Source organism: Flavobacterium sp. (assembly GCF_027484205.1).
Taxonomy (GTDB): domain Bacteria; phylum Bacteroidota; class Bacteroidia; order Flavobacteriales; family Flavobacteriaceae; genus Flavobacterium.
In genome coordinates this window covers 510662-527144 of the sequence record NZ_JAIXUB010000015.1, presented here as the reverse complement: position 1 = coordinate 527144, position 16483 = coordinate 510662, and the positions used below count along the sequence as shown (strand labels likewise).

Annotated in this window: 21 protein-coding genes; 8 read left to right on the top strand and 13 right to left on the bottom strand. The window is 30.8% G+C overall.

Going from position 1 to position 16483, the window contains the following annotated elements:
• Positions 1-94 precede the first annotated feature (94 nt).
• On the bottom strand, positions 95-448 hold the full coding sequence (locus Q0049_RS08505) for an RNA-binding protein (protein WP_298118682.1): 354 nt from the start codon (positions 446-448) through the stop codon (positions 95-97).
• Between the two features lie 137 nt (positions 449-585).
• Positions 586-1269 (bottom strand): DUF6252 family protein, encoded by a 684-nt coding sequence (locus Q0049_RS08500; RefSeq protein WP_298118680.1) that lies wholly within the window; start codon positions 1267-1269, stop codon positions 586-588.
• A gap of 177 nt (positions 1270-1446) precedes the next feature.
• On the opposite strand from Q0049_RS08500, the gene Q0049_RS08495 reads away from it, so the two are divergent.
• From Q0049_RS08495 to Q0049_RS08460, 8 genes are all read left to right on the top strand, one after another.
• The gene (locus Q0049_RS08495; RefSeq protein WP_298118678.1) at positions 1447-2043 is read left to right on the top strand and encodes a 30S ribosomal protein S16; all 597 of its coding nucleotides are present in this window, start codon (positions 1447-1449) and stop codon (positions 2041-2043) included.
• A gap of 12 nt (positions 2044-2055) precedes the next feature.
• Positions 2056-2580, top strand: a complete 525-nt coding sequence (gene rimM, locus Q0049_RS08490) for a ribosome maturation factor RimM (RefSeq protein ID WP_298118676.1) — start codon at positions 2056-2058, stop codon at positions 2578-2580.
• Between the two features lie 56 nt (positions 2581-2636).
• The gene (locus Q0049_RS08485) at positions 2637-3350 is read left to right on the top strand and encodes a methyltransferase (RefSeq protein WP_298118673.1); all 714 of its coding nucleotides are present in this window, start codon (positions 2637-2639) and stop codon (positions 3348-3350) included.
• Between the two features lie 85 nt (positions 3351-3435).
• The gene (locus Q0049_RS08480; protein WP_298118671.1) at positions 3436-4158 is read left to right on the top strand and encodes a hypothetical protein; all 723 of its coding nucleotides are present in this window, start codon (positions 3436-3438) and stop codon (positions 4156-4158) included.
• A 113-nt stretch (positions 4159-4271) separates the two neighbouring features.
• Positions 4272-5450, top strand: a complete 1179-nt coding sequence (locus Q0049_RS08475; protein ID WP_298118669.1) for an acyl-CoA dehydrogenase family protein — start codon at positions 4272-4274, stop codon at positions 5448-5450.
• Positions 5451-5574: 124 nt separating this feature from the next.
• On the top strand, positions 5575-6357 hold the full coding sequence (locus Q0049_RS08470) for a DUF3050 domain-containing protein (protein WP_298118666.1): 783 nt from the start codon (positions 5575-5577) through the stop codon (positions 6355-6357).
• A gap of 32 nt (positions 6358-6389) precedes the next feature.
• On the top strand, positions 6390-7292 hold the full coding sequence (locus tag Q0049_RS08465; protein WP_298118663.1) for a metallophosphoesterase: 903 nt from the start codon (positions 6390-6392) through the stop codon (positions 7290-7292).
• Complete coding sequence (locus Q0049_RS08460; protein WP_298118660.1) at positions 7289-7987, top strand: SGNH/GDSL hydrolase family protein; 699 nt, start codon at positions 7289-7291, stop codon at positions 7985-7987. The genes Q0049_RS08465 and Q0049_RS08460 overlap by 4 nt, the downstream gene beginning before the upstream one ends.
• Positions 7988-7992: 5 nt before the next feature.
• Here Q0049_RS08460 and Q0049_RS08455 read toward each other — a convergent pair whose 3' ends face one another.
• The 11 genes from Q0049_RS08455 to Q0049_RS08405 all read right to left on the bottom strand — a co-directional run bounded on the left by Q0049_RS08455 (position 7993) and on the right by Q0049_RS08405 (position 16257).
• Positions 7993-9006, bottom strand: a complete 1014-nt coding sequence (locus Q0049_RS08455) for a hypothetical protein (RefSeq protein ID WP_298118658.1) — start codon at positions 9004-9006, stop codon at positions 7993-7995.
• Positions 9006-10613, bottom strand: coding sequence for an NAD(P)/FAD-dependent oxidoreductase (locus Q0049_RS08450; protein WP_298118655.1), 1608 nt, complete (start codon positions 10611-10613; stop codon positions 9006-9008). Before Q0049_RS08450 ends, Q0049_RS08455 begins: the two co-directional genes overlap by 1 nt.
• Positions 10591-12108, bottom strand: coding sequence for a polyamine aminopropyltransferase (locus Q0049_RS08445; RefSeq protein WP_298118653.1), 1518 nt, complete (start codon positions 12106-12108; stop codon positions 10591-10593). Before Q0049_RS08445 ends, Q0049_RS08450 begins: the two co-directional genes overlap by 23 nt.
• Positions 12101-12310 (bottom strand): DUF350 domain-containing protein, encoded by a 210-nt coding sequence (locus Q0049_RS08440; RefSeq protein ID WP_298118650.1) that lies wholly within the window; start codon positions 12308-12310, stop codon positions 12101-12103. Before Q0049_RS08440 ends, Q0049_RS08445 begins: the two co-directional genes overlap by 8 nt.
• Before the next feature lie 15 nt (positions 12311-12325).
• Positions 12326-12508 carry a hypothetical protein gene (locus tag Q0049_RS08435; protein ID WP_298118647.1) on the bottom strand — a complete coding sequence of 61 codons (183 nt, stop codon included), beginning with the start codon at positions 12506-12508 and terminating at the stop codon, positions 12326-12328.
• Between the two features lie 12 nt (positions 12509-12520).
• Positions 12521-13723: a DUF4178 domain-containing protein gene (locus tag Q0049_RS08430; RefSeq protein WP_298118645.1), complete on the bottom strand. Its 1203-nt coding sequence runs from the start codon at positions 13721-13723 to the stop codon at positions 12521-12523.
• An 8-nt stretch (positions 13724-13731) separates the two neighbouring features.
• Entirely contained in the window at positions 13732-14094 is a 363-nt protein-coding gene (locus Q0049_RS08425; protein ID WP_298118642.1) for an S-adenosylmethionine decarboxylase family protein, read from the bottom strand.
• 99 nt (positions 14095-14193) lie between these two features.
• A complete protein-coding gene (locus Q0049_RS08420; protein WP_298118639.1) occupies positions 14194-14526 on the bottom strand; it encodes a 2Fe-2S iron-sulfur cluster-binding protein in 333 nt (110 codons plus the stop codon).
• A gap of 2 nt (positions 14527-14528) precedes the next feature.
• Entirely contained in the window at positions 14529-14984 is a 456-nt protein-coding gene (locus tag Q0049_RS08415; RefSeq protein WP_298118637.1) for a DUF6036 family nucleotidyltransferase, read from the bottom strand.
• A complete protein-coding gene (locus tag Q0049_RS08410; RefSeq protein ID WP_298118635.1) occupies positions 14968-15159 on the bottom strand; it encodes a hypothetical protein in 192 nt (63 codons plus the stop codon). Before Q0049_RS08410 ends, Q0049_RS08415 begins: the two co-directional genes overlap by 17 nt.
• A gap of 45 nt (positions 15160-15204) precedes the next feature.
• Entirely contained in the window at positions 15205-16257 is a 1053-nt protein-coding gene (locus tag Q0049_RS08405) for an NAD(P)/FAD-dependent oxidoreductase (protein ID WP_298118632.1), read from the bottom strand.
• Positions 16258-16483 lie beyond the last annotated feature (226 nt).

The following is a 16483-nucleotide window of genomic DNA, read 5'->3' as shown; positions in this document are numbered from 1 at the left end:
AACTAACAAATTGTCAATTTTAGTTATTAACAAAAACAAAAAAACCATCCGAATTCTCGAATGGTTTATTATTTAAATTGTGAAAAAGAAAGGTTTAGTAACCTCCTCTGTTTCCACCACCACGATTATCACCATAACCACCGCTACGGTTTCCTCCTCTAGAGTCACCTCCACGGTTGTTGCTAAAACTTCTTCTTTCACCTTCTGGTTTTGGTTCAGATTTGTTTACAACAATAGTACGACCTTCAACAGTAGCACCATTCAATTCAGTTATTGCTTTTTCAGCTTCTGCGTCATTTTCCATTTCAACAAAACCGAAACCTTTACTTCTTCCAGTAAATTTATCAGTAATAATTTTAACAGAACTAACTGATCCGTACACTTCAAAAGACTCTCTTAAATCTGCTTCCTCTATACTCCAAGGAAGACTTCCAACAAAAATATTCATAATTTTATTTTAAAATTCCTGTCAAAGGTAAGTTAAATAAAATGTAATCTACTATTAAATAGGTTTTTATTATTTAAAACAAAAAAACCACTCATTAAATAACAAGTGGTTTTAATTATAAATTTTATATTAAATTACTATAATTCAGGAATAACTGGAATATTATAAAATGCTCCATATTGAAAATTCACTAACTCATCAGTACCTAATCTTCTTGCATTAAATTTAAAAGTTCCTGTAACTGTATTGTTTGAATTATCAGTGATTACAATTTCACTTAAAATTTTAAATTTTGCTTTATTATCACCACCAGAAATTGTTATAATATCACCTATTCCGTAACCTGAACCTGATGCTGCAATTTCGACTGAGTTTACAGCTCCTGCTTCATTAACTGTTGTATTTACTCTCATCCCATTTCCACCTGTAGAAGAGGTTTCAACAGATGTTCCTGCTGTATAACCCGTTCCTCCTGCAATAACAAGATTAGCAATGTTTAAAATTGGACCAAAACTATCGCTTGATGAATAAAAAAGATTCAAATTATCAAAACTATTATTATAATCAGCTGTGTTATTATTAACAGAACCTAAATAATATGTTCCTATATTAGTACTAACTGTTCTAAGCTCAATTTCTTCTTCTTGAGCTAAAGCAACTATTCTTAATGCCCCACTAGTAGATTTATAGGCTTTTACATCAATTCCTTTAAACAAAACATCATCTTTAAATGCTTGAAATCCTGGATTGTTAAATTTTACATCTTCTTGACATGAACTAAATGCCACTAAAATTACGATAAGAGAAAATAATTTTTTCATTTTAATATTAATTACAACCACAAAAATAGTTTTTTTAGTGAATTGACATACTTTTTTTAACTAAAAATCAATTAAAAAGTATTTTTTTTCAATGTATTAGTTTGAATGAAAAAGTTTTATATCTTTGCACCCTTAATTAATCGAGGTCGAGTACCTCAAAATTTAATCAAAAAGATTATGTCAGTAAAAATTAGATTACAAAGACACGGTAAAAAACAAAAACCATTTTACTGGATCGTAGCGGCTGATGCTCGCGCTAAAAGAGATGGTAGATTCCTTGAAAAATTAGGAACTTACAATCCAAACACAAATCCTGCAACTATTGATTTAAACCTTGACAAAGCTGTTCAATGGTTACACAATGGTGCTCAACCAACAGATACTGCTAGAGCAATTCTTTCTTACAAAGGCGCTTTATTGAAACACCACCTTGATGGAGGAGTTCGTAAAGGTGCTTTAACTCAAGAGCAAGCTGATGCAAAATTAACTGCTTGGATTGAAGAAAAAGCTGGAAAAGTTGACGCTAAAAAAGACGGATTGTCTAAAAAACAAGCTGAAGCTAAAGCTAAAGCATTAAAAGCTGAAGTTGCTGCTAACGAAAAACGTGCAAACGCTGCTGCTGAAGCTTTGAAAGCTGCTGAAGCACCAGAAGTTGTTGAAGAAGAAGTTGCTGAAGTTGCCGAAGAGGTTGTTGCTGAAGTTGCTGTAGAGGAAACTCCTGCTACTGAAGAAGCACCAGCTGCTGAAGAAGCTAGCGAAGAAACAGAAGCTTAATATTGTGCGATAATGCGTAAAGAAGATTGTTTCTACTTAGGCAAAATCGCTAAAAAATTTAGTTTCAAGGGTGAAGTCCTTATCTATTTAGATACTGATGAACCAGAATTATACCAAGAGATGGAATCGATTTTTGTTGAATTCAACAAAAATTTGATTCCATTTTTTATTGAAAACTCTAATCTTCATAAAGGAGATTTTCTTAGAGTTAAATTTGAAGACGTTGACAACGAGGAACAAGCTGATGAAATCATCAATTGTGAAGTTTATCTACCTTTAAATATGTTGCCAAAACTTGAAGGCAATAAATTCTACTTTCATGAAGTTATTGGTTTTGAAATTGAAGATCAACGTTTAGGAGTTTTTGGAAAAATTGTTTCTATAAACGACACTTCAGCACAGCCACTTTTTGAAGTAATAAATGGCAATGTTGAAATTCTTATTCCGATGATTGACCAATTTCTTGTGAAAATTGATAGAGAAAATAAGAAAGTAATCATGGATTTGCCAGAAGGTTTGGTAGAAATGTATCTTTAATTAGATTTTTGACTTGTTGGATTTTTAGACTCCTTAGATTTTATCCTTTACAAAAAATGTCAACATTCAGTTTCAAGCAATTTACAATTCAACAGGACAAATGTGCCATGAAAATTGGTACAGACGCTGTTTTGCTTGGCGCTTGGTGTCCGGTTGATAATAATCCATTTTCGGTTTTGGACATTGGAGCAGGAACTGGAATTTTGTCTTTAATGTTGGCACAACGTAGCAATGCAGAACAAATTGATGCCATAGAAATTGACGAAGAAGCTTACGAACAATGTGTAGAAAACTTTGAAAATTCACCTTGGTCAGATAGATTATTTTGTTTTCATGCTGGTTTGGATGAATTTGTAGATGAACCCGAAGATGAGTATGATATTATAATTTCGAATCCTCCTTTTTATTCAGAAGACTATAAAACAAGTGATTCTCAAAGAGATTTAGCTCGTTTTCAAGATGCCTTGCCTTTTGAAGAATTAATTGAAGCTGCCGATTTACTCTTATCAGAGAACGGAATTTTTGCTGTAATTATTCCTTATAAAGAAGAAGAACGGTTTATTGATTTATGTGCTGAAGTTGAACTTTTCCCAGTGAAAGTTACTCGTGTAAAAGGCTCACACACAACACCTATTGTTAGGAGTTTATTGGCATTTAAACGTTATGAATTATCTGTTTTAACAGCCGATGAACTGGTTATAGAAATCAGTCGTCATGAGTATACTGACGAATACATTAATCTTACCAAAGATTTTTACCTAAAAATGTAAAATAAAAATCACAATTAACAATTCTTTATTATACTCAATTAATAAAATCTGATACTTTTAAATTTTCAAATTAAAACCAAGTGCTTTGAAAGTAAAACTATCTCTTCTAATTATTATTATATCGATTTTTGAAACTTATTCTCAAACAGGAAGGCAAGTTTACGGAAAAATTATATCAAATGAATTAGCTGTACAAGCTGTTGATATTGTTAATTTAAACACTAAAAAAAGTACTACATCTGACAAAAATGGAAATTTTACAATTGAGGCAACCGTTAATGAAGTTCTTTATTTTATATCAGAAGATTATCACGATTTAAAAGTAAAAATCACCCACGATAACGTCAATAAAAATCTTATTATCAGTTTAACCAAAAAACCAATTGAAATTGAAGAGGTTTCTATTGAGAAAAAAACCAATTTTAAAGGTATTGCTGGTTACAATGATATCAAAATGGCAAAAATTGAAAAGGATGCAACTGCTCCAAAAGTAGTTGGTGTTTATACTGGCGAAATTGTTAATGGAATGGATTTTGTTCAAATTGGAAAATCAATTTGGAAATTAATAAAAGGAAAAAAGAAAACACCCACAACAAAACAGGAAGAAATTGATTATCAGGAATTTATTGAAACAGTTTTCAATGAAGAATTTTTTATTAAAACATTACAGTTAAAAGCTGACCAAGTTCAATTATTTCTAGAATATTGTTTGGCCGACGAAAAGTTTTTAGAAACAATAAGTAAAAAAAATAAATTTGAAATGATGAATGCTTTAATTTCTAAAAACGATGAATTTAAAAAGATTTAAAAGCATTATACTTTACTTAAAAAATAACAATCGTTAAAGTAAATCTCAAATTTGTTTTCTTACCTTTGCAAACGTTTTCGTAAAATTTATTCCGTTTACATTATACAATTAATATGAAACCAGATTTATTTCAAGCTCCAGATTATTATTTGTTAGACGATTTGCTAACAGAAGAACATAAATTAGTTAGAGATTCTGCTCGTGCGTGGGTAAAAAGAGAAGTCTCTCCAATAATTGAAGATTATGCACAACGTGCTGAATTCCCTAAACAAATCATTAAAGGTTTGGGAGAAATTGGTGGTTTTGGACCTTATATTCCAGAAGAATATGGTGGTGCTGGATTAGACCAAATTTCTTATGGGTTAATCATGCAGGAAATTGAAAGAGGTGATTCTGGTGTTCGTTCAACATCATCGGTTCAATCTTCATTAGTGATGTATCCAATTTGGAAATTCGGAACAGAAGAACAAAGAATGAAATATTTGCCAAAATTAGCAACTGGAGAATTCATGGGTTGTTTTGGATTAACTGAACCAGATCATGGATCGAATCCAAGCGGTATGACTACCAACTTTAAAGATATGGGCGACCATTATTTATTGAATGGTGCTAAAATGTGGATATCTAATGCTCCTTTTGCTGATGTTGCAGTAGTTTGGGCAAAAAATGAAGAAGGAAGAATTCACGGATTAATTGTAGAACGAGGCATGGAAGGTTTTTCAACTCCTGAAACACACAACAAATGGTCACTTCGAGCAAGTGCAACTGGCGAGTTGATTTTTGATAACGTTAAAGTTCCAAAAGAAAATTTATTACCTGGAAAATCAGGTCTTGGTGCTCCAATGATGTGTTTAGATTCTGCGAGATACGGAATTGCTTGGGGTGCAATTGGTGCTGCAATGGATTGTTATGACACTGCTTTGCGTTATGCAAAAGAAAGAATACAGTTTGACAAGCCAATCGCTGGAACACAATTACAACAAAAGAAGTTAGCCGAAATGATTACCGAAATCACTAAAGCACAATTACTTACTTGGAGATTAGGTGTTTTAAGAAATGAAGGTAAAGCTACAACTGCTCAAATTTCGATGGCAAAAAGAAATAATGTTGATATGGCTATAAATATTGCTCGTGAAGCGCGTCAAATTCTTGGTGGAATGGGAATTACAGGAGAATATTCTATCATGCGTCACAGTATGAATTTAGAATCTGTAATTACGTATGAAGGAACGCATGATATTCACTTGTTAATTACTGGTGCTGATATTACTGGAATTCCTGCCTTCAAATAATAAATTAAACAAAAAATAAAATTGATATAAAAAGCTTCTCTATTTCGAGGAGCTTTTTTACTTTTGATAAAGTATTTTGAAATCTAAATGATTTAATTTTACGTAAATTCTAATAAAAATTGCAATGACTATTCAAACAATCAACAACAATATTCAAGAGTATAAAAATCAATTACTTACCCATTCATTATATGAAAAAGTAAAAACAATTGAAGATCTTCACTGTTTTTTAGAAAACCATATTTATGCCGTTTGGGATTTTATGTCTTTGTTAAAAGCTTTGCAAAACAAATTAACTTGTACCACAACTCCTTGGTTACCTGTAGGAAATCCAGAAATACGATACTTAATCAACGAAATTGTAGTAGCTGAAGAAACCGATTTAACTTTAGATGGATTACGTCAAAGTCATTTTGAAATGTACATTGATGCAATGGAACAATGTGGTGCAAATACCTCTCAAATTCATGAATTTTTAATCAACGTAAAAGCTACTCAAAATATTTTTGTGTCTATAAAACAAAGTGATTTACATCCTAATGTGAAAGCCTTTTTAGATTTTACTTTCAGAGTTATTGAAGAAGGAAAACCACATAAAATTGCAGCAGCATTCACTTTTGGTAGAGAAGATTTAATTCCTAATATGTTTACAGAAATATTAAAAAACTTTCAAAACAATTTCCCCGAAACAGATTTATCAAAACTAATTTACTATTTCGAACGTCATATTGAACTCGATGCTGACGAACACGGACCAATGGCAATGCAAATGGTTAGTGAACTTTGCAACGATTCTGAACAAAAATGGAAAGAAGTTGAAGAAGTTTCTGTTCAAGCACTTGAAAAACGTATTGGACTTTGGAATGCAATTGAAGAGCAAATGGAAATGAGACTTGAAATGGTATAAAATTTATATCTTTATCAAGTAAATTTTTCATTATGTCATCTCAAACAAGATTAACACGCGCCTACAATCAAGCCAAACGAATTCAATTTACTAATTCGGATAAGTTCATATTGTTTAGTGATTGTCACCGTGGAGATGGAAGTTTTGCCGATGATTTTGCCAATAATCGCAATATTTATATGCATGCTTTGAATCATTATTATAAAAATGGTTTTCAGTATGTTGAACTAGGTGATGGTGATGAGTTGTGGGAAAATTTATTTTTCAAAGATATTTTGGAAGCTAATAAGAATGTTTTTTTATTACTAAAGAAATTCTATTTGCAAAATAAACTACACATGATTTATGGTAATCATGATATGGTTTATAGAAATCCATCTATTGTAAAACGAAATTTCTCTGAATATTTTGATACCACAGAGGGAAAAAATATGCCATTGATGCCCGATTTAAAATTTCATGAAGCTATCGTTTTAGAAAATTCTGAAACTGGGCAGGAATTATTTTTAACTCACGGACATCAAGCTGATTTTTTTAATTATGTTGGCTGGAAATTCAATCGTTTCTTTGTTAGAATTCTTTGGAAGCCATTACAAGTTTGGGGAATAAAAGACCCAACAAGTCCGGCAAAAAATTATATCGAATCCATAAAAGTGGAAAGAAGAATAAAAAAATGGATTGCTGATAACGGAAATAAAATTACAATTGTAGGTCATACCCATCGACCACATTTTCCAAAACCTCATGAAAATTTATTAAATTTTTTCAATGACGGAAGTTGTGTTCACCCAAGAAATATTACTGGAATCGAAATTGAAAATGGTAAAATAGCTTTGGTAAAATGGCTAATTGACACTAACGATGATGGAATTTTACAAATCGTAAAAGAATATATTGAAACTCCTGTGAATTTAATTTCGTATAAATCACTATGAAACACTTACTAAAAATTAGTTTTTTACTTGTATTTACGTTACTAGTTAGTTGTTCAGTAAATGATACTGCGCAAACAGTAACGAGCAGTAAAACAATAAAATATTTAGCCCTTGGCGATAGCTATACTATAGGTCAAAGTGTATGCGAAACTTGTCGTTTTCCAATTCAATTGCAAACACAAATTAAAAATAGTCTAACTACGAAAGATATATTTATTACCAATATCATTGCACAAACAGGTTGGACAACAACCAATTTAAAATCGGCAATTGCGACTCAAAATCCAACAAATGATTATGATTTGGTAACTTTATTGATAGGCGTAAACAATCAATATCAAAACAAACCTTTTAGTCTCTATGAACAAGAATTTCCTGAATTAGTGACCATTGCTATTGAAAAAGCAAAAGGAATTAAAGAAAATGTAATTGTGGTTTCAATACCTGATTATGCCTATACACCTTTTGGAAATGGTAATGCAACTATTTCAACCCAAATTGATAATTATAATGCTTTTGCAGAAAATTATTGCATTGAAAATAATATCACTTTTGTGAACATCACTGACATTACAAGACAAGGAATAGCGCAACCTAATTTAGTAGCTAGTGATGGTTTACATCCATCAGAAATTGCTTATAGTAAATTTGTGGAGCGGATTTTACCGAAAGCAAAATTAGTTTTAGGGTTGTAACTTCATTACTTTTTTGATTTCCAAATAAATCCATCCAATAAATAATGGGTAAACTGCGGAACTGTTAGCAAAGGAACCAAGATGTATTGCCAATTTGAAAAGTCAAAATTTGTAATTGATATTTGTTCGTTCCAAACTAAAATCTCCCACAAAAATTCTTCTGAAAAAGCAGTAATCAATAGAATTGTAATAAAGATTAAAACACCTTTAAATTGTTTCAACAAACCTAAAAATCCCAAATCTTCAATAGTTTTTTTCTCTATTTCATTGAGATAAATTAAAGCCATATATGGAATTCCATGAGAGACAACATTTAATAATGTAAAAACTAAATCATTATTAAAATATACAATTCCGAAATACCAAGACAAGATTGTTCCAATAATTATAGCGTTTTTAGGAATGTTAAAATAGTTCGTTTTTATTGAAACATAAACTGTTCGAACAAAATAAAAAAGTATAATTGAAAAGTATATCCAAGATAGAATCTGTAGTAAAATTGGATTTTCATACTTAAAAAATTCGTTCTCTACAAACCAATTAAACTTTCGTTTTGGAGATAAAAACCAATATAGCATTGGATAAACTGTAGCTGTGTAAATAATCAAATTATCTATCCAAGCATAGGTTTTATCTTCATTTCTAGAATACAATCGCATAAAGCCATATTGCTGTCGAATGAAATGAAAAACTGCTACATAAGCTAAAACAGACCAAAACACCTGACTTCCAAATAGAAATAAAATAAAACCAATTAGAAAACAAAAAATGGGCAATCCAATGTACAATTGCTTTCTTCTTTGAAATTCTGAAGTGACAAAATAAGTTTTAAACAAGGTGGAATACACATGAGCTACATCAATAAAAACGATCAAAAATAGCCACGTATAAAAAGAATAACTTTCTTCAATTTCTGTCAACCAATTTTGAAATAGCAAAACAATAGCCAAAACAATAAATGATGGTGCAAGTATAAAAACACTATCGGTTTTAGCTTTATGTATCCAAGGTTGAACCATTACACAATTTTATTTACTACATTGATTCCTTGATGAAAAGCTTCTTCAAAAATAGATATTCCCGATAAATCCGAATGTGCAAAATAGATTTTATCATCAATGGATTGCGCAGCTTTTCGCTTACTTTCGCCAAATAAAAATCCGTTTTTTGGGCTAATCATTCCGTGACCTAAAAGATGAATATCGATACTTTCTGTTACTTCTTCAATATTAGGATGCGCAATTTTTAAATCTTCAAAAACTAAATTTTTCCAATATTCTTTTGACTTTTTATAAATTTCTCTTCTACTCTTTCCACAATCTGATGACGAAAAACTGTAGTAATAAGTAATCACCTTTTTATCTTGAATTTGTTGCAATGACTGGTGTTGATCGTAAATATAACCCAATCCTTTTGAACCATGTGTTACATTATCCCAACACAATGGAAAACTGAAATTATCGGTTAAATCGGAAACTACTAATGTTGCCAAAAGCCATGGTGCATAATGAAAATCTTTGGTGTATTCTTTTCTGCCTTCAAACAAATATTGATTTACAAATTGCGGAGTTGCCATTATAATTTTATCGGCAATAATCTCAACAGAAGATTTAGTTTTATCATCAAAAACAAATGCTACAGCTTTATCGCTTTTTATTTTCACTTCATAAACTAAATGATTTTGTAATGTTTTGCCTTTGGAATATTTATTCAAATGATTAGCTAATCTGGCGTTTCCTTCGGGCCAAGTTAAAACATTATCACTTTTTTCAGATGTGCTATTTTGTTTTCTAGCAGCGAAATAATGAATTCCTGCATAAGCTGAAACGAAATCAATTCCTAAACCAAAATCGTCTCTACAACAATAATCTATATAAACTAAAAGCGGTTTCGATTTTAAATTTTGCTGCACTAACCATTCCTTCATTGTTAGTTTATCCAGACTTTTTACTTGATCATTTTGAGAAGATAAATTCATTGGAATATTGAACCAATATAAACCAGAGTCATCTTTTTTGATTCTAAATTCATCCATCATTGAGAAAAATCGAATCAATTCTTCTTCATCAGCTACTGAATTTCCAACTCTAGGAACTATTCCTTCTTGCCAATTGTTTTTATAAAACAATCGTTCATCAGGCGAAAACGTTAATTGTGTTTCATCAAATTTTGGAAAACCTTTCGAATCATAACCCAAAATAATTTTTTCTTCTTCAAGAAATTGTAATAACTCTACATCTTCAATGTTTGGCAAAGGCAAATAATGTGCGCCAAGAGGAAATTTAGAATATTGATTTTCACCATTGGAAGAATTTCCGCCTAAATGATTTTCTAATTCGACCAACAAAAAATCAGAAACTCCTTTTTTAGAAAGTTGTCTTGCAGCAGACAAACCAGTAATTCCGCCACCAACAATTAAATAAGGAATATGAATTTGCTCAGAAGGTTTTGGAAAATTTTTAACTCGAAGTTTATGTCCTAAAATATGATTGGTTCCCGACAATCGAATTAAGAGTGTGATTACTTTTTCTTTACAAGCATTAATGAGTGGGACAATCAGTAAAGTTGCTCCTAAAAATTTGAAGAAATTTCTCCTAGAACTACTATAATTTTCCCCATTCTTCATCAAAATAGCGTACTAAAACTTGGTTATCTAATCGATTTATTTCAATGTCTTTAAAAATCATATCTTTTGAAAAATAATTGAATTTTTCAAATTGATAATTATAAAACCTTAATCCGTCAACGGTTCTATTGACTTTATTGAAATTGGTTCCAAAACCATTAATTGCAATGGTAAAACCCCATTCTCCAAAAGATGGTACATAAGCATGATAAGCATCAACCTGAGGAAAAACTTGCATGACCGTTTTGTTGATACACCAAAAAGATTTTGGAGCAAAATAGGGCGAAGTAGTTTGAATTACCACAACAGCATCAGTTGAAAGTAGTTTTTGCATCGTACTGTAAAAATTCAGTGAATACAACTTACCCAAACTATAGTTAGATGGATCGGGAAAATCGATTACAACTACATCAAATTTTTCTCTGGTTTCTTTTGCCCATATGTAAGCGTCTTTGTTGAACACTGATACTTTGGAATTATTCAAAGCATTTTTATTGAAATCGACTAATACTTGATTGGTTTTAAACAACTTGGTCATTCCTTCATCTAAATCGACCAAAGTAACTTTTTTTACATCTTTATATTTTAGAATTTCTCGAACTGCTAGACCATCGCCACCACCAAGAACTAATACATTCTCAACTTTTTTAGCCATTGACATTGCCGGATGAACCAATGCCTCGTGATAACGATACTCATCGGCTGAACTAAATTGTAAGTTGTTGTTTAAGTACAATCGGTAATCGCTTTTATTGTGGGTTAAAACGATTCGCTGGTATTGTGTTGAATTGGTGTAAATGATGTTTTCGCCATACAATTTACCTTCAGAATAGGAAAGGATATTTTCGGAAAAAAAGAATGTTATCAATAAAACTAGAAATGAAAAAATAGCTTTTGCTCGAAGTAATTTTACTTTTTTTAGCTCTGATTTTAACAAAAAACAAAGTACAATTGCAATAGAAATATTAATCATTCCGAAGAATAGAGATGTTCCAATAATTCCGAGTTTTGGAACTAAAATCAACGGAAAAAGAATGGATGCTAATAAAGAACCGATGTAATCAAAAGTAAAAACATTTGAAACTAAATCTTTGAACTCTACTTTATCTTTAAGAATATTCATTAGTAACGGAATTTCCAATCCAACAAGACATCCGGTAACAAAAACAAGTAAGTAAAGAATAAATTGAAAAGCAAAATCAGTTTCAAACAACAAAAAAAGAACAACTGAACTCAATCCGCCAATTAATCCGACTAGAATTTCTATTTCTACAAAAGTATTGAGTAGGTTTTTAGTTAAAAACTTTGAAAAATACGAGCCAATTCCCATCGAAAAGAGATAAACTCCAATGATGAAAGAGAATTGCTTTACAGAATCACCCAATAGATAACTTGCCAAAGTTCCAGCCACTAATTCGTAAACTAGTCCGCATGTTGCAATGGTAAAAACTGCAAAAAGTAGTAAATATTCAAATTTTAGGAACTTATTACCCATGAATAGCTGCACTAATAATCATTGAAATTCCAATAATTAAGGCTGCAAAAACAAGTGCTACAGCAGTGTTATTTTCTTGAGTAATTTTTTTCCAAGTATTTTCGGGTGTAATTTTTTCAATAATAAAATAGGCTACAAAAAGTACTGCAATGCCAACAGCAGAAAATACTAATGAGTTGATAATAAGTTGTCCAATATTCATGATATTATTTTTTAGTTATTTATGATAAAAACGATTTACAGAACTATGTCCTGAATTGGTTGGTTTGTAATTTTCTGTAGATTCACAATCACACAAACTATTTCCTTGTGTTGTATAATAGAGAAATAATCCATAAAAACACAAACCTATTAGTAATGCAAGATAATTTTCTTTGATAAAATCGGATACTTTTTCCATGTTCAATTTATTTTATTGATTCCATCTTTTTTCTTCAAAATTCCTAGACATAAAATATACTATAGCAAGAAAAACAGCCATGAAAAGTAACGTCATGAAAAAATTTCTTAAAGAAGGTTTGTTCCAAGTTGCAGTAATATCTATAGTACTATTTGATAAATCTTCTTGAGCTTTTAATGGCGTAATGGTTAAGTGATATTTACCTGGAGCTACACCACAAATGTTAAAATCTTCTGAAGTACTTCCTTCTTTCCAGCTTTCGCCATCAGTATATCCATGATAATATTCAATATCTTTTGAGGCATAAACTTCTTCATTGGTCTTTTCATTTATCAAAGCCACCTGTACATTTGCCCAAGAATTATCTACATTTGAATATAGCGAAATTTGTAATGGTGCCGAACTTCCTTTTAATTCAAAAGAAGGGCTAACAAAATCTTTAGCCGTGAAATTTTCAAATGGAATTGATGTATTTAATACTTCTTGCGAAGATCTGTCTTTGTTTAAAAACCAATGCGATAGTAATATTAAGATAGCAACCGAACAAAAAATAATTGCTAAATTCTTAACATTGATATAAAAAGGCTGCACCATTCCAATTTCTGACTTTGAAGGAATTGCGGATGTTTTAAAAGCTCTTTTTACATCATTTCTTGAAATGTGTTCTCCGTAAAAAGTTGTTTGCTCTTGCCCAAACTTTTCAAAAGAAAGAATATATGGCGGATTAATATATTCGATTAGTTCAATTTTGTTCAATACATTATAATCAAAATAGCCTGATGCATAATCTAATTTAGGATAAGTGTAATCATACCTATCAAAAGTCTTGTCAAGATAATCAACTGTTAAAGGATGGTTACCAACTTTCTTTTCAAATTCAATTTGCTCCAATAGAATAAAATTTCCTGATGATTCTGATAAATAAAGAAATTCTCCTTTATCGTTTTGCAAAACATATTCTGCCCATCTTGTAAATGAATCAAATCTTTTTATCAAAATTCCAATAATGGTATAGATTTCATTTTTAAAGTCAGCTTTTTGACCAATTGAAAAAACATTATTATAAATTTCTTTTTTAAATCTTTCCTTGAATTTAAAATCATTATTATTATTCTTAGAATACAATGTGCCACAACTAGGACATGCAAAAAAACTTACGTCTATTTTTACATCTAATTTAGTTTCAGTATTACAATGGAAACAAGGGAAATCCATATCATTTTTTATCTATTAATTTCAAAATCTTTTAAAACAACTGCCTTAAAATAGTTTACGAAAGCATTCGTAATACTTTTTACTTTTTGAGAGTTATCTTGTAAATAATTACACAAATAAACATCAAGTGTTAATTGTTTAAATTCTGGCCAAGTGTGAATACAAATATGGGATTCTTTTAAACAAATAGCAATGGTAAAACTATTATTCTCAAAATTATGAGTTATAATTCCAACTTTTTCAAGTTCAAAGTCTCGAATAATTTTTTCTGAAAATGTGATAAAACTTTCGCTATCAGTTAGTAAAGTAACCTCCTTAACTTGAAGAGTAACTAGTTTATGCAATCCCGGAGAATACGTATTTTGATCCATCAAAAAATAAAACCCCAATTAGTTTTGCGGGATATTTTGATTATACGTAAGTGTTAAAATTTTGTTACAAAAAAAGTGAGAATTTCGTCTCACTTTATATTATTGTTCTGGTGCAATTTCGATTTCTAATCCGTTGATGGCTTCTGTTATTGGAATTTGACAACCTAAACGTGAGTTATCTTTCACATGGTATGCTTCCCAAAGCATGGCTTCCTCATCGGGATTTCGCTCTAATGAAATTACATCATTTAAAACGTAGCACTGGCAAGAAGCGCACATTGCCATTCCGCCACAAACACCAACGGTTCCTTCTTCAGCTAGTTCATAAGCACGAATTAATTCCATGATGTTCATGTTCATGTCCGTTGGAGCTTGAACTTCGTGTCGTTCTCCGTTTCTATCTGTTATGTAAACTGTTACGTCTTGTGGCATTATTATTCTTTTTTCTTCTTTAATTGTTCAATATCAGCTAAATCTTTGAATCTTCCTGAAGCTAATTTATTTTTTATTAAATCATCAAAATAAATATAAGGAACTTTAATTTTTTCTAAATCAAACCAATTGCAGTTTATAAAACTTTCTTTGAATTCTAACCCATCAACATGTGTTAAGATTTCGATTTTTGTTGGTTCAACTCCGATACTCCAAACATCAAACTTATCGTTTAAAAACTCTTCATAAGGAAAAATCGGTGCTCCAAAATCTGAATAAACTTGCTCTAATTTTTTATAATTTTCTGATGTTTTATTTAACCACAAATCTAAATCACCAGTACTTCTGATATATCCATGAAGAATCACTGCATAACCACCAACTAATAGATATTCAACTTCATTTTTATCTAAAAGTTCTAAAAAATCTAAAAAATCGGGATTAAACAGATTTGGCATGTTTCCTTGACTGAATTATAGTTTTATCAATTTTAGAATTAGCAGAAACTTGAAAAATTTGATTTATAATGGAACACGCAGCTTCTAAACGTTCTAAAGGCGTTTTATCATTATAAAAAGAAGTATGATCGTCTGCATCTTTAAAACTAGATTTTGTAACGACTGATCTGTCCATTCTAAAATTTTTCATATATCATTTTTGAAGAACAAATATAAAAATTTAATCAATCGATTTTACAACCGCTTTTTCAGCTTCTTTTCTGGTTCCGTCGAATCCGTCAACTCCAGAGACTGTTGTGTATTTTAAAACATATCGTTTTCCTGGATTAATTCTTTGATAAACACTTTGACACATTAATGTAGCTTCATGAAAACCACACAAAATCAATTTCAATTTTCCTGGATAAATATTTACGTCACCAATGGCATATATTCCGTCGATGTTTGTTTGATAATCTAAAGCGTTATTTACTTTGATGGCGTTTTTCTCAATTTCTAATCCCCAATTGGCAATAGCTCCCAATTTTGGTGTCAACCCAAAAAGCGGAATAAAATAGTCGGTTTCAAAAACTTGCTGAACGCCTTCGTTTTCTAAAACAATACTTTCAACATGGTCTTTTCCGTTAATAGCAACCACTTCGGCAGGCGTAATCAAATTGATTTTTTCTAGTTTTTTCAATTCCTGAACTTTTTCAACTGAATCTAAAGCACCACGGAATTCATTTCGCCTGTGAACCAAAGTAACTTCTGAAGCTACATTTGAAAGGAATATACTCCAATCTAAGGCAGAATCTCCGCCACCAGCGATTACAATTCGCTTATCACGAAACAATTCTGGATCTTTTACAAAATATTCTACTCCTTTTTCTTCGTAAAAAGAAATATTTTCTAATTGTGGTTTTCTTGGTTCGAAAGTTCCTAATCCACCAGCTATTGCTATTGCCTTTGCATGGTGTTTTGTTCCTTTATTTGTAGTAACAATAAAAGTTCCGTCTTCTAATTTATCAATAGTTTCAGCTGTTTCAGCTAAGGTAAATCCGGGTTGAAATTGTTTGATTTGTTCCATCAAATTAGTCACTAAATCACCAGCTAAAACTTCTGGATAACCTGGAATATCAAAAATTGGTTTTTTAGGATATAACTCCGCCAATTGTCCTCCAGGTTGCGGAAGAGCATCAATTATATGGCATTTCAATTGTAAAAGTCCTGCTTCAAAAACTGCAAAAAGTCCCGTTGGACCAGCGCCTATAATAAGTATGTCTGTTTCAATCATTTTGAAAGGTTATGAGTTATGACTTTAGAAGTTTAAACATGCAAAAATCTAAAACATAATTTTTTATTATTATGATATTTATCAGTTTAATGTTGCGTTAGGGATTTTTTCACATTACATTTATTTTATTGGTGTTCAGAGAACTTCGTTTACAGTGGAAATCCTTTTATTTTTTTTATAAAATAAAAAAATGCAACGGAAAGCCCGACCTGTGTGGGAAAGTCCA